The sequence below is a fragment of the Flavobacterium sasangense DSM 21067 genome (genome assembly GCF_000686885.1).
In the GTDB taxonomy this organism is placed as follows: Bacteria; Bacteroidota; Bacteroidia; order Flavobacteriales; family Flavobacteriaceae; genus Flavobacterium; species Flavobacterium sasangense.
Window position 1 is genome coordinate 1 of sequence record NZ_JMLU01000042.1, and the last position, 14,673, is coordinate 14,673.

At 32.4% G+C, this 14,673-nt stretch carries 13 protein-coding genes and 1 pseudogene; 3 read left to right on the top strand and 11 right to left on the bottom strand.

Features of this window, described 5'->3' with window-relative positions; translation table 11 throughout:
• Positions 1–1,951, top strand: a 1,951-nt coding sequence (locus BP92_RS16820) for a T9SS type B sorting domain-containing protein (RefSeq protein WP_026726444.1), incomplete at its 5' end; no start/stop codon positions are given.
• A gap of 123 nt (positions 1,952–2,074) precedes the next feature.
• Here BP92_RS16820 and BP92_RS0113055 read toward each other — a convergent pair.
• Positions 2,075–3,268 carry a pyridoxal phosphate-dependent aminotransferase gene (locus BP92_RS0113055; protein WP_026726445.1) on the bottom strand — a complete coding sequence of 398 codons (1,194 nt, stop codon included), beginning with the start codon at positions 3,266–3,268 and terminating at the stop codon, positions 2,075–2,077.
• Between the two features lie 128 nt (positions 3,269–3,396).
• Between BP92_RS0113055 and BP92_RS0113060 the strand changes: the two genes are divergently transcribed.
• Positions 3,397–4,719 carry an aspartyl protease family protein gene (locus BP92_RS0113060; RefSeq protein ID WP_026726446.1) on the top strand — a complete coding sequence of 441 codons (1,323 nt, stop codon included), beginning with the start codon at positions 3,397–3,399 and terminating at the stop codon, positions 4,717–4,719.
• Between the two features lie 30 nt (positions 4,720–4,749).
• Here the strand turns inward: BP92_RS0113060 and BP92_RS0113065 are convergent, their stop codons facing one another.
• Positions 4,750–5,175 (bottom strand): DUF1573 domain-containing protein, encoded by a 426-nt coding sequence (locus BP92_RS0113065; protein ID WP_035693499.1) that lies wholly within the window; start codon positions 5,173–5,175, stop codon positions 4,750–4,752.
• A 196-nt stretch (positions 5,176–5,371) separates the two neighbouring features.
• Here BP92_RS0113065 and BP92_RS0113070 point away from each other — a divergent pair, with 196 nt between their 5' ends.
• A complete protein-coding gene (locus BP92_RS0113070) occupies positions 5,372–8,002 on the top strand; it encodes a valine--tRNA ligase (RefSeq protein WP_026726448.1) in 2,631 nt (876 codons plus the stop codon).
• 295 nt (positions 8,003–8,297) lie between these two features.
• On the opposite strand, the gene BP92_RS0113080 is transcribed toward BP92_RS0113070, so the two are convergent.
• The 9 genes and pseudogenes from BP92_RS0113080 to BP92_RS17275 form a co-directional block, all read right to left on the bottom strand.
• Positions 8,298–9,074, bottom strand: coding sequence for a polysaccharide deacetylase family protein (locus BP92_RS0113080; protein ID WP_026726450.1), 777 nt, complete (start codon positions 9,072–9,074; stop codon positions 8,298–8,300).
• Between the two features lie 206 nt (positions 9,075–9,280).
• The gene (locus BP92_RS0113085; protein WP_026726451.1) at positions 9,281–9,595 is read right to left on the bottom strand and encodes an HPF/RaiA family ribosome-associated protein; all 315 of its coding nucleotides are present in this window, start codon (positions 9,593–9,595) and stop codon (positions 9,281–9,283) included.
• A gap of 132 nt (positions 9,596–9,727) precedes the next feature.
• A complete protein-coding gene (locus tag BP92_RS0113090) occupies positions 9,728–10,222 on the bottom strand; it encodes a hypothetical protein (RefSeq protein ID WP_026726452.1) in 495 nt (164 codons plus the stop codon).
• A 136-nt stretch (positions 10,223–10,358) separates the two neighbouring features.
• Entirely contained in the window at positions 10,359–10,565 is a 207-nt protein-coding gene (locus BP92_RS0113095) for a helix-turn-helix domain-containing protein (RefSeq protein ID WP_026726453.1), read from the bottom strand.
• Between the two features lie 3 nt (positions 10,566–10,568).
• Complete coding sequence (locus BP92_RS0113100) at positions 10,569–11,123, bottom strand: DUF2975 domain-containing protein (protein WP_026726454.1); 555 nt, start codon at positions 11,121–11,123, stop codon at positions 10,569–10,571.
• A gap of 173 nt (positions 11,124–11,296) precedes the next feature.
• Positions 11,297–12,877, bottom strand: a complete 1,581-nt coding sequence (locus tag BP92_RS0113105) for a hypothetical protein (RefSeq protein ID WP_026726455.1) — start codon at positions 12,875–12,877, stop codon at positions 11,297–11,299.
• A 113-nt stretch (positions 12,878–12,990) separates the two neighbouring features.
• On the bottom strand, positions 12,991–13,563 hold the full coding sequence (locus BP92_RS0113110) for a pentapeptide repeat-containing protein (protein ID WP_026726456.1): 573 nt from the start codon (positions 13,561–13,563) through the stop codon (positions 12,991–12,993).
• An 11-nt stretch (positions 13,564–13,574) separates the two neighbouring features.
• Entirely contained in the window at positions 13,575–14,333 is a 759-nt protein-coding gene (locus BP92_RS0113115) for a TIGR02757 family protein (RefSeq protein ID WP_026726457.1), read from the bottom strand.
• A gap of 105 nt (positions 14,334–14,438) precedes the next feature.
• Positions 14,439–14,673, bottom strand: a pseudogene (locus tag BP92_RS17275) (IS110 family transposase); the annotation flags it as partial.

The following is a 14,673-nucleotide window of genomic DNA, read 5'->3' on the forward strand; positions in this document are numbered from 1 at the left end:
CAATGTTGTTACTATTAGTGGAACCCCAACAGCAAGTGGTACTTTCAACTATACTGTTACTACAACAGGCGGATGTCCACCAGCAACAGCAACGGGAACTATCACAGTTAGTGTGCCAAATACAGCAACAATTAGTTATCCACAACCTCAATATTGTGTTAGCTCTTCTAATGTATCAGCTACTTTATCAGGTACAGGAAATTATTTAGGAAGTACTTATAGTGCTAGTCCTGCAGGATTATCTATTAACAGCACAACAGGTGAGATCAATCCAAGTGCTAGTAGTCCAGGTATTTATACAGTTAGTTATTTAGTTCCAGCATCTGGTCCATGTGCTTCTTATTTTGTTTCTACTACGATTACTATAACGCCTTTACCAACTGTTATTGCAACGAATTTAAATCCTACGTTCTGTTCAGGAGGCACGACTAACATTCAGTTAAGTAGTAATGTTCCAGGAGCGATTTTCTCATGGACGGTAACCGGAGGAAATGTTTTAGGAGCAGCAGGAGGAACAGGTAATTCAATTAATCAACTGTTAACTGTTAGTCCAGGGACTACAACAACAGTAGAAGTTGTCTATACAGTTATTGCAGAAGCAAATGGTTGTGCAGGTACGCCAACTCAAATTCGAGTTCAAGTTAACCCTATTCCTGATGTAATAATTGCTAGTAGTCCATCGCCAATTTGTTCAGGAGAAACTACAAATATTTCTTTTACTGGCACTATTCCAGGTACCGTGTTTAGTTGGGTAATAACTAGTATTTCAGGAGTAGCAGGTGCTTCAAATGGAACGGGAACAAGTATTCAACAGACTTTAACAACAACGGGATTATCACAAGGAAGTGTTACGTATCAAATTACACCAACTTTCAATGGATGTGTAGGAACACCACAATCGGTAACGGTTTTAGTTAATCCACGTCCAGAGTTGTTTGCTAATCCAACGCATCCACCTTTATGTAGTGGTGTTCTTCCAACTAACATATTTGTATCATCTTTTAATGCTGGAACTATTTTCAATTGGACAGTCAATGCCGTTGGAGTTAATGGCGCAACTGCAGGAAGTGCCCCTGGACCAACTTATACTATTATCCAAAATTTAACTACTTCAGTAGATAATGTAGCGGGTTATGTAGATTATACAATTACTCCAACAGCTGCAGGATGTTCAGGTATACCAATAATAGTAAGAGTATATGTGAATCCGTTACCAAAACCAGTTTTAACTGATGGAGCGATTTGTGTGGATGAATTTGGAGTTCCATTCCAATCCTACACATTAGATTCTGGTTTAGATAATGCTACTTATGATTTTGTATGGTATTTCAATGGAGTAGCGATTCCAAATTCAAATAATGCTACTTATGCTGCAAATGCAGTAGGTACGTATGGTGTAATTGCTACAAATAGTATTACGAATTGTGTTTCTTCAGATGTTACAACTATGGTAACTGCAAATGTTACATCTGTAACACCAGCGGTAAGTATGACTGTAACCCAAAGTGCTTATTTTAGTGGAAATGCCACTTTAACAGTGAATGTAACAGGAGGAAGCGGAACATTAATGTATTCATTAGATGAGGGAACTTTACAATCTTCTAATGTGTTTACCAATGTAAGTGCTGGACCTCATACTATAACAGTAGTTGATACACAAGGATGTACTTATTTAACTTATACATTATTGGTGATTGATTATCCTCATTATTTTACACCAAATGGAGATGGTATCAATGATGGTTGGTTTATTGCAGGCTTACAAGATACCGATGTAATCTACATCTTTGATAGATACGGAAAACTAATCAAACAGTTAAGAGGTGAAGAGTTTTGGGATGGTACTTACAACCAAGAAAACCTTCCATCAACGGATTACTGGTTCACTGTTGATTATTTAGAGAACGGAGCTAAGAAACAATTCAAAGCACATTTCTCGTTAAAACGATAATTAAAAAATTAAAACAAAAAAAAGCGGTACTCAGTGCCGCTTTTTTTATGCAAAATATAAGGCTTAAGAATAAAAAAAGAGTCCAAATACGTGGACTCTTTTTTATTATAACTTTATATTGAATTATAGTTTGTTGTAAACAGCTATTGCTTCTTTTAAAATTTGAACAGATCTAATCAAATCGTCTTTTTTCAATACATAAGCAATACGAACTTCGTCTAAACCAACATTTGGTGTTGAATAAAATCCTGCGGCTGGAGCAACCATTACGGTTTCACCATTTAAGTCATAAGATTCTAATAACCACTGTGCAAATTTATCAGCATTGTCAATTGGTAATTTAGCGATACAATAAAATGCTCCTTTTGGAGTCGCTACTTTAACTCCTTCAATTTTGTTTAATTCTGTTATAAGAGTATCTCTACGATCTTTATATTCTGAAATAACATCATCAAAGTAACTTTGTGGAGTTTCCAATGCAGCTTCACTAGCAATCTGAGCATAAGTAGGAGGGCTTAAACGAGCTTGAGCAAATTTCATTGCTGTTGCCATTACTTCTTTGTTTTTAGAAACAATACAACCAATTCGTGCCCCACACATACTATAACGTTTAGAAACCGAATCAATCATAATAGCGTTCTCTTCTAAACCAGGAACATTCATTACTGAAAAATGTTTGTCACCATCATAAATAAACTCACGGTAAACTTCGTCAGCAATTAAGAATAAATCATGTTTCTTAACTATTTCTGCTAATTTTAAAATTTCTTCTTGAGAATATAAGTAACCAGTTGGATTACCTGGATTACAAATTAAGATTGCTTTTGTTTTAGGCGTAATTAACTTTTCAAAAGCCTCGATTGGAGGTAAAGCAAATCCAGTTTCAATTCCCGAAATCACAGGAACTACATGTACTCCAGAAGCAGTTGAAAATCCGTTGTAATTAGCGTAAAAAGGCTCAGGAATGATAATTTCGTCACCTGCATCCATCGTGCTTCCCATAGCAAAAAGTAATGCTTCAGAACCTCCAGTAGTAATAATTATATCTTGAGTATCTATAGGTAACCCATGATTTTTATAGTATTGAGAAAGTTTAGTTCTGTAGCTTTCAAAACCTGCAGAATGACTGTATTCAAGTACTGAAATATCAGCTTTTTTTACAGCTTCTAAAGCAACTTCTGGTGTTTTAATATCAGGTTGCCCAATATTTAAATGGTATACTTTATGTCCTTTTTTCTTAGCAATTTCAGCATAAGGTACCAATTTTCTAATTGGTGATTCTGGCATTTGTTGGCCTTTAATGGAAACTTTTGGCATAATCTGTTTTTTAAAGATGCACAAAATTGCGATTTTTTTTTGTGATATAACTAAAAACGGATACTAAAAAATGTTAAAAACATAAAAGTGTAGTCTTAATTTCTTACATTTAGGTAATAAATTTTTAGATGAGAAAGATTATTCAAATAGTATTTTTATTCATGGTTACTGTAACGCTTCAGTCACAGTCTAATTTTAATTGGAAATCAAAAAAGGATAAAATTAAAATTCCTTTTGAGTTAACACATAATCTAATTATTGTTGATGTTGATTTTAATGGTATTCCACTAAAAATGATTGCAGATACGGGTGCTGAAAACAGTATTTTGTTTAGCTTTCCAGAGAACGATTCATTGGTTTTACATGAAACAGATAAGATTAAAATTAAAGGAGTAGGAAGTGGCGAAATGATAGATGCTTATTTGTCTAAAAAGAATAAGTTAAAAATTAAAGAATATGAAGATGTTAATTTTGAATTACTCTTACTCCCGTATCAAGATATAAGTATAATTAATAAGATAGGAATCCCAATTAATGGAATTTTAGGGAGTAGTTTTTTTGAATCGGGTTTATTAGAAATAGATTACAGTAGAAATCTATTAATATTTCACAAGAATAAACTTAAATCAAATGATTCTCGAATAAGAAAATACAAATCTAATTCAATTGATTTTAATGAGAGAAAACCTTATATTAAAATCCCAATTGAAATAAATAATAAGCAAAATGAATATAAATTACTGTTTGATAGTGGATTAGGGGATGGGTTGTGGCTCTTTGAAAACGATACAATTAAATGTGAAACACAATTTTTTAATGATATTTTAGGTGTTGGATTATCTGGAGAAATCAAAGGTAAGAGATCTAGAATCGAAAAAATTAATTTCCCCGGATTATCCCTTAGTAAAGTCTTGGTTTCCTATCCTGATAGTATTTCTTTCAATCAAATTACAATACGAGCAGACAGAAATGGATCTTTGGGTGGCGATGTTTTAAAACGATTCAATTGGTTTTTAGATTACGAAAATAAAGTGTTCTATTGTAAAAAGAATAATTTATACTCACTTCCATTTGAATATAATATGTCGGGTATAGAAGTACAACACGCAGGTTCTCAATTAGTAAAAGAATTGGTAAGATTAGAAACTAAAAATAATCAAGTAAATTTAAATGAATTTGTATTTGATAACAATGATTTACGTTTTGCTCAGAAATTTGAATTAAAACCAGTATTTACCATTTATGCTATTCGTAAAGATTCTCCAGGAGATAAAGCAGGATTACTTGTTGGAGATAAAATTATTAAAATCAATAATAAAATGGACTATCAATTAACCATTCAAAGTATAACAGATTTATTTCAATCAGAAGATGGTAAATGGATAACAATGATAGTGGATAGGGCTGGAATTCGATTCACAGTAAAATTTCAACTCGAAAAAATCCTATAAAAAAAGTCCCAACGAATTGGGACTTTTTATTTATGAATTTGGAAACGTTTTCTTTTTAACTAACGGACTAATTTCTTCCTTAACAATTACCGTTCCTTTAATTCGTAACGGAACCATACCATTTGGTTTGTTTACCGCATTACTTTCAATAGTAATCGTTTTACTAATCGGACCTGGATTCATGTTATATTGAACTTTAATTTGCCCTTTTTTACCTGGTGCAATTGGTTCTTTTGGCCATTCAGGCACGGTACAACCACAGCTCGATTTTGCATTGGTAATAATTAGTGGAGCATCACCTGTATTTGTGAATTCAAAAATTCTAATTCCATCATCTTTTCCTTTTTCTACCTCACCATAGTTGATGGTTTCTTCTTTAAATTCAATCTTTGGACCCGTTTGAGCAAAAGAAGCCATCCCAACTAATACAGTTAAATAAACAAGTAATTTTTTCATCATCTTATAAATTAATAGGTTGTTGTAAAAATAATTAAATATAAGCAACCAACAAACTACTCCTAACATTTTTTTTATTTTCGTTATATAGTTACTTTTGCAGTAAGTAATACAAAAAACATACCAAAGTAAGTTTTGGAATGTTAAAACGAACGATTCAATCGTTCAATGATTCAACAATTAAACAAGAAAAAATATAATGATTCCTGCACAATTCAACGCTAAAGAAGTAGAACAAAAGTGGTACGACTACTGGATGAAAAACGATTATTTTACATCCAAACCCGACCACAGAACGCCGTACACCATTGTAATTCCGCCACCAAACGTAACGGGAGTCTTACACATGGGACACATGTTGAATAACACCATTCAAGATGTATTAATTCGTCGTGCGCGTTTAAAAGGGTTCAACGCTTGTTGGGTGCCAGGAACCGACCATGCTTCAATTGCAACCGAAGCGAAAGTAGTAGCGAAGTTAAAAGAAGAAGGCATCAATAAAAACGATTTAACGCGCGAAGAATTCCTAAAACACGCTTGGGATTGGACCGAAAAATACGGCGGAACAATTTTAGAGCAATTAAAACAATTAGGTTGTTCTTGCGATTGGAGTCGCACTAAATTTACCATGGATGACGATATGTCAGCATCAGTAATTCACTCATTTGTAGATTTGTACAACAAAGGTTTGATTTACCGCGGTTACCGAATGGTAAACTGGGATCCAGAAGCGAAAACAACGTTATCAGACGAAGAAGTAATCTTTGAAGAACGTCAAGGAAAATTATATTTCATCAAATACAAAATCGAAAGTTCGGAAGATTTCTTAACTGTTGCAACTACGCGTCCAGAAACTATTTTTGGTGATACTGCTATTTGTATCAATCCGAATGACGAACGTTTTTCGCATTTAAAAGGGAAAAAAGCTATTGTTCCAATTTGCGGTAGAGTAATTCCTATCATAGAAGACGAATATGTAGATGTAGAATTCGGTACAGGATGTTTAAAAGTAACGCCTGCTCACGATACCAACGATAAAGTTTTAGGTGATAAACACAATTTAGAAATCATCGATATTTTCAACGAAGATGCGTCTTTGAATTCATACGGATTGCATTATCAAGGAAAAGATAGATTTGTAGTTCGTGAAGAAATTGCGAAAGAATTAGAAACTATCGGAGCCTTAGCAAAAACCGAAATGCATTTAAATAAAGTAGGAACTTCTGAAAGAACCAAAGCGGTAATCGAACCAAGATTATCTGACCAATGGTTCTTAAAGATGGAAGATTTAGTAAAACCTGCTATCAAAGCCGTTTTAGAATCAGACGAAATCAAATTATATCCAAGTCGTTTTAATAATACGTATGCGCATTGGTTAAATAACATTCGCGATTGGAATATCTCACGTCAATTGTGGTGGGGACAACAAATTCCGGCTTACTATTTTGGTGATGGAAAAGAAGATTTCGTAGTAGCAGAAAACATCGAAAAAGCCCTTGAGCTTGCGAAAGAAAAAACTGCCAACTCAACACTGACCACTGCTGACTTACGTCAGGACGCTGACGCATTAGACACTTGGTTCTCTTCATGGTTATGGCCAATGGCTGTTTTTGGTGGTGTTTTAAATCCAGAAAGCGAAGATTTTAAATATTACTATCCTACCAATGATTTAGTTACGGGTCCAGATATTTTATTCTTCTGGGTAGCGCGTATGATTATTGCAGGTTACGAATATGCAGGTGAAAAACCATTTTCAAATGTATATTTAACCGGATTAGTTCGTGATAAACAAGGTCGTAAAATGTCGAAATCTTTAGGGAATTCGCCAGAACCATTGGGACTAATTGAAAAATTTGGAGCTGATGGTGTTCGAGTGGGATTGTTATTAAGTGCATCTGCAGGAAATGATATTTTATTCGATGAAGAATTATGTAACCAAGGAAAAGGTTTCTCTAATAAAATTTGGAATGCTTTCAAACTAATCAAAGGTTGGGAAGTAGCGGATATCGCACAACCTGAAGCTTCAAAAGTAGCGATTGAATGGTACGAAGCGAAGTTGCAACAAACCTTAGCCGAAATCGAAGATAACTTTGATAAATACAGATTATCAGACGCTTTAATGGCGATTTACAAATTGGTTTGGGACGATTTTTGTTCGTGGTTCTTAGAAATGATCAAACCAGGTTACCAACAACCAATTGACCGCGCTACATTTGAAAAAGCAATTGAAATGTTAGAAAACAACTTGAAATTGTTACATCCGTTCATGCCGTTTTTAACAGAGGAAATTTGGCAACACATTACCGAAAGAACGCCAGAACAAGCGCTAATCGTTTCAGAATGGCCAAAAGCGAAAGCGTTTGACGCAAAATTAATTGCTGATTTTGATTTCGCAACGGAAGTTATTTCTGGAATTAGAACGATTCGTAAAGACAAAAATATTCCGTTTAAAGATGCGATGGAATTAAAAGTGGTGAACAACGAAAAGGCATCAACCTATTTTGATTCGGTGATTCAGAAGTTAGGAAATGTTACGACTTTAGAATACGTTTCAGATAAAGTAGATGGTGCGTTATCATATCGTGTGAAATCGAATGAATATTTTATTCCAATTACAGGAAACATCGATGTAGAAGCGGAAATTGCAAAATTAACCGAAGAGTTAAATTACACCAAAGGTTTCTTACGCTCAGTGCAAGGGAAATTGTCTAATGAGAAATTCGTAGCCGGCGCACCTGAACAAGTAATTGCTAACGAACGTAAAAAAGAAGCCGACGCTTTAGCAAAAATTGCGACTTTAGAACAAAGTTTAGCTGGTTTGAAATAGCATTTTATCCAAACCTGACAGGTTTCCAAAACCTGTCAGGTTTTAAAATAGAAAATCCCGAGTGTTGAGCTCGGGATTTTTTTGTTTATACTTTAAAAATGGCGAGTAGCCATAAACAGCTTTTTAAGTTTGATTTTTTAACGTTCCCACGCTTGGCGTCAGTTGCGAACTTCGGAACTGCTTATTTTCTGTTAAAGATAAAATTTCTTGCGAAACGTGAACGTGAATTTACCACAAAATTCGCAATTGCGCCAAACGTGTGTTGGCAGATGCCTTTCTTTTTTCTGTTGCCGTTTTATATACTATTTTGTAGATTGAATAATTCGGATATTTTGTAGAATTTCATATTATTATTTTTTACATAGTTACAAATTTGAATTAGAGTTTGGTATTCCGTTTCATAATTGTTTTGAAAAGTCGGAACTGGTTTATGAGCATAAAATATTACGATTTTATTATTGTTTTTTGCATATTCTAAAAGTGATAAAAAATATGAAATGCTGAAATGTGAATAATTTTTGTCAATTCCTAAACCAAATACAAGATTGTTGTTATTGTAATAACAATTTTGAGAAGCTGGATTTGCGTTTCCATATGTTGTTCCGCGAACTATTTCAAATCGATTGAGTAGCAAATTGTCAGTTGTTGTATTTCTTGCACCATAAGGATATGCAAATGATGTTGTTGATAAATCATTATTATTCATTAAAGTTTCCATTGGAATAATTTCCTGATTTAAATATTCGGCGGTTCCGTTTGCTGAAATAAAATTAGGTGCGTTTAAATGATTTAATCCGTGTCCACCAATTTCGTGACCGTCAATTTTCAAATCTTTTAGCTTTTGTATTTTAGCTGTCGATAACTGATTAAATTTAGTTACAAAAAATGTTGCTTTCCAATCGTAAGGTTCTAAAACATTATTTACTTCAAACCACTCGTCTACATAATCATCATCAAAAGAAATTACAACACCAGATTGTAAATTTGATTGTTGATTTGGAATGTCGTCATTTTCACTACAAGAAAATAACACTATGCTTAAAACTAATAAAAAGTATTTTTTTGTTTTCAAATTTCCGTTTTTTTGCGTTCTGTTTTTCCAAGGTTTCTGCCAACTTGTTTATATGCGAAGCTTTCGAACTAGTATCATCCCATCTTGTCAAGATAGGCGAAAGTTTTACATATTTCATTTCTCAAAAATAATAAAAATTTCCTACAAATAATAAAACACCTTATAAACAAAAAAAATCCCGAGCCTAAACTCGGGATTCTTAATTTTTAATGTTCTTTAATTTTTTCTAAAGTCGTATCTAAAACACGTTGGATTTTTTCTAAAGCTTCAAAAAATGCTTTTTCTGGGCTATCGGCTGTTGCGGTAACAGCAATCGGTTGTTTTTTTTCTACTCGGGCTTCAATAACACATTTTTTATCTTTTTGACCTGCTTTGTTTCCATTTTCGTCAGAGACGTGTACTTCAATTCGGGTTACGATTTCGTCAAATCTTGCTAATTCATTTTTAATTTCGTTACTAAAGAATTCTGAAAAACGGCTTCCGCCTTCAATGTTTTTGTCGGTGTGAATTTGAACTAACATAGCTACAAGGGTATAAATTAATAATACCTAAAGTTACGAAAATTCTTTCGTTTTTCAAAATTTGAATTCAAAATTTCCTGTTTTCAATCAGTAATTAAAAAAGGGAATTAGTAAAACTTGTCTTTTGAGGTTTTATTTTTTAAGCTTTTTGTATGCTCTAATTAAAGTTTTAAGCTCGCGGTTAGAAGTTATATCAATGTCTTTGTCAGATAAAAAATGACCATATTTGAATGCTACCGTGTATTTTGAGGTAGTTAACTTTGTAGCAATTTCATCAAGGTCATTTCGTAATGCTTGTTTTTCCTCTTCTATTTTTTGTAAAAAAGCAAATTTGTCTTTAAAATCTCTTCTAAAAGTGGTGGTGTTAAATGGAATCGAATTAAGAATTTGCATTTGTTTCTTCGATTTTAAATCCAAAGTATCTATAATTTTAGGCACTATGTTCTCAATTTCTTTTCTTGATAATGAATTCAAATTCTCAGGAAGAAAAGATTCTTGCTTTACATTTCCTTTTTTAGGGACTGATTTTATTGCTTTTTCAGGAGCGTCGGTATTGATATAACCGCTCCCAAAACACTTTTTACACTTTACATCTAAACCTTCACACGTACAAATTTGAACTGCCATAAATAGTTGTTTTTAAAATTCTGAATCGGTATTAATTGGATTTATAACAATCTTTTAAACACAGTTTCAAATGAGGTGTAAAGATATGGAAATCCAACTGAAATTAAATGTAAATGAAACAATCAATAATTAGGCTTTAGTCTGCTACATATTCCAAAATATCACCTGGCTGACAATCTAATACTTTGCAAATGGCTTCAAGTGTACTAAAACGTATGGCTTTTGCTTTACCAGTTTTTAAAATGGATAAATTGGCTAACGTAATATCCACCTTTTCCGAAAGTTCGTTGAGCGACATTTTTCGTTTCGCCATCATCACATCTAAGTTTACTACTATTGCCATAATTTACACTGTTAATTCGTTTTCTTCCTGAAGTTCGATACCGCGTTTGAAAATTTGGGCAATCACCAAAAGCGTAATTCCCATAAACAACCAAACATCGCCACCCGCAATTTTTAAATGCTGAATAGACGGTATCGTAACGCCTTGTTTTACCATGTTTTCTGAAAAGTTGGTTCCCCAAATAGCAAATAAGGCAATTCCTAAAGTCAAATAAGCCACGCTAAAAATAAAGCGATTAACATCTTTATTAAAAGGTTGGGCTAAATTGAGTTTTTTATCGTGTATGATTTTGATAATCAAATAAAATAGTATGGCTTTTAAAACCGCCACAATACTCATTAACGAGGTTAACGTCACAAAATGACTTTGGTTAAATTGATACAATGAAGACAAATCGATATGGTTCCAAAAATACGATGAACCAATCGGATTAATAAACAAAGTAAAAAAGGTATTTACAAGAAATCCGCCAGCATCAATTGAAAGACCAATAAAGATAATCCAAGCTAAGACATACAATACATTTAGCATCTGTTGTGCACTAATTTTAATTTCCATAGAAGTAAATATTAAAAGTTGATGATGCAAATTTCAATAAAAATTTATTGAAAAACAATAAAAATTTAATTAATTTTGATAAATATTTTTAAATCTCTTGTGTTTATTGACTTTGTAAAGCAAAAAAAATCCCGAGAAGTACTCGGGATTTTATAATGTAGAATGTTTTATGATTAGTTACAAGCATCTAATGCTTCAGCAAATTGAATAAAGCTCTCTAAATTATTTTTAAATTCTTTTTTCTCAACTCTAGCAAGAAGTGCAGGACAACCTTGCGCAAATTCTTCAAAACGTTTTTTTGGTGACATCATCCAAGAAGCTGTTGCATTTGATTTTCCTTCAGATTCGTTAGCACCTTTGATAATAATTTCACCGTTAAAATATTGGAATACACTTATTTTTTTACCAATGTACATTTCTTTTACAAATTTCTTTGTAGCTCCAGACATGGTCATTCCGCCATTATCAACAGCCACTTTAAAAGAAACAGAAGCAAATTCCTCTCCGTTACTTAAAGTAAGACGGTTAATTTCATTTGCCTTAAAAGTTCTTTCTGAAAATTTCCCTTGAAAATCTTTAACAGTCACTGTAATTGCATCACTTAAAGCCAAAGTTCTGTTTTTTTGAATATAACCAGTAACCGTGTCTTTTTTTATAGTAGCCAAATAAGCTAAAATATAATTAGGATCAGTTTCAATACTGTAAGGAGCAGTAGAAGCATTGTAACTTGAATTGTTGTTTGTTACAACTGCTGTAGTCTCTTCAAAGAAGAAGTTCTTCGTTTCAACATTGAAATGTCTTGTTTTAACTTTGTTTACATTAAATAGTGTAATTAAGTTATTGCAGTCTTCAATATTACTAACTCCATCACTTTTGTCGTAATCATTAGCAATAAGTTTGTTTGACCATTCTATTGATTTGCTTGGTTGGTCTAAATAATTATAAATTTTAGCCAAATTGAAATAAGCGCTATATCTAATTTTTCTATGTGCTTTTGAATCTTCTGCATATTTTTTTGGTAACGATTCAAAATATTGAATTGTATTTTGTAATTCTACTTCAAAACCAGTTACAGCATTGTTAAATGTCATTTTATCAAAAACATTTTTAACTTCTAAATACGCGTTGTATTCAGCTGCTTGTTCAGGATGTTTTTTATTGGCTAATATCCAAAGGTAATCAGTTCCAGTTTTAACAGCATAACCGTACTCATTATTAAGTTGTGTGTTTAAGGCATTCACAACTTCCATTACAAAATTATTGTAAATAGTTCTGTTGATATTGTAGTAATAAGATTCAGCACTAGAATAGCTATCGTATTCTTTACTTTTTAGATTATTAGTTCTGGTAAAGTCAATTGTTTTTTGAATCTTACCATCAGTACTACTTATTTTTGCACTACCTTTTTGGTCATAAGTTAGTTCTGCGGTGTAGTAATATGTATTTCTTACATTTCCATTTTTGTCTTTAGTAGAACTTGTTCTAGTTGCAATATTTTTTTTAACAACCGTTGGAGTAAGTAAGGTAATGTCAATGTTGATATAACCATTTTTTTCCTTTTTTTCCAATCCGTTAATGTTTACTTGATTTTGAAAAAAGAATTTAGATTTATCGTACATCAAGTTACGGTCAATATTGGTAGTAAAGGAATAGGTTCTATTTTTTACTTCTAAAATTGGATTACTTGGTAATTGTACGAAAGAATAATTAAAATCATGTCTGTCTAAATCCGTTGATTGAGAAAAAGTAAACAATGAAATTAATAAAAAGATTGAAGAGAGAATTTTTTTTATTTGCTTTAAATTTAAATTTAGGTAAATATACTATTTGTATGTGTTAAATGAACTTTATTTTAGATTTATGATGATTATTTAATGATTAAATCGTATTTCTGAAGTAATCCTTTTAAATTTTCAGTCGAAAAAATGGCGCGTTTTAATTTGTTTTTCTCAGGGTCGATAGTGAAATCATAACTGGTTGAAAAATCGGTTTTGTTTGCAGTTGTTCCAATAAACACCGCGTGTCTTAAATTACAATTATCGAATAGCGCTTCCGATAAATCACTTTCCATAAAATCAACGGCAATCATGCTACAATTGATGAATTGCATTTTTTTCAATTTCAAACTGTAAAATTGCGCGTAATCCAGCAAACTATCTTTAAAGTGGAATTCATATAAAATTTGGTCTGTCATCGCAAAATTTACAGCAGTAAAATCACATTTCGTAAACCAAACATCACGCAACGAAACATGATTGATTTTTGTTCCTTTGAAATTGCAATCCAAAAAATTACAATCGATAAAAGTAACGGCAACAAAAAAACAAGAAGTAAAATCGCAATTGGTAAACGTGCAATTTTCGTATTCTTTGTATTTGATATCGTTTTCTGAAAAGGTAATGTCAGAAAAATTTTGGTCAATAATGTAATCTGCGTGCATAAATATATTTTTTAAAATCCTTCAAAAACACCTAATCCAAATAAGGCAAAATCGTATTTTACAGGATCGTTTGGGTCTAATCTTCTTAAATTTTCGTCCAATTCAGCTAAAGCTTTAGCATCGTTTTGTTTGCGCGTCAATAATTCTAATTTCCTCGCCACATTTCCCGAATGGACATCCAAAGGACAAGATAATAGAGCAGGAGAGATGCTGTTCCAAATCCCCAAATCGACTCCTTTATTGTCTTTTCGAATCATCCAACGCAAATACATGTTGATTCGTTTTGCGGCTGAACCATTTAAAGGATCTGAAATGTGTTTCTCCGTTCGAGATAAATGCGGAATTTCAAAAAACAATTGCTTGAATTCGGAAATTGTATGTTGCATCGTAGGATTTTGTTTCGAGAAAACCGCTTCTAATCCGTTGTGATTTTGATAAATGTGTTGCAATCCTTTTACAAATCCCACAAAATCTTGCCCGTTAAAAGTTCGATGAACGAAATTTTCTAACGATTCTAATTGCAATTCTGAATGATTCATGACAAAATCGTAAGGCGAATTTCCCATCAAATCCATCATTTTCTTCGCATTGTTGATAATCATTTTACGATTTCCCCAAGCGATGGTTGCGGCTAAAAATCCAGCAATCTCAATATCTTCTTTGAAAGAATACAAATGCGGAATTTGAATCGGATCGCTTTCAATGAAATTCGGATTGTTATACAACTCGACTTTTTCGTCTAGAAATTCTTTTAACTCGGAATGTGTCATTTTATAATTTAACATATAAGATTCTGTGTTGATTTCAAATTTAAATCTTAATTTTTATTACTTTTGTTTTTCAAGACAGTCATTGAACTAGTCTCTATAGCGTGTTTAAACCATTTGTGTTTGCGCGCTATTTTTTGTTATATATTCTTTATCATACACTGTCTCATTTTTGAATAATATATAAATAAGTTCAAGTATTTTTCTCTGAACAGCGACTAATGCTTTCATTTTAATTCCGTTCTTTGATATGAGCCTAGCGTAAATATTTTTAAAATTTTCGTCCCATTTTACTGCTGTTAAAGAAGGTAAATGCATTGACTTTCTTAGATTTCTATTTCCT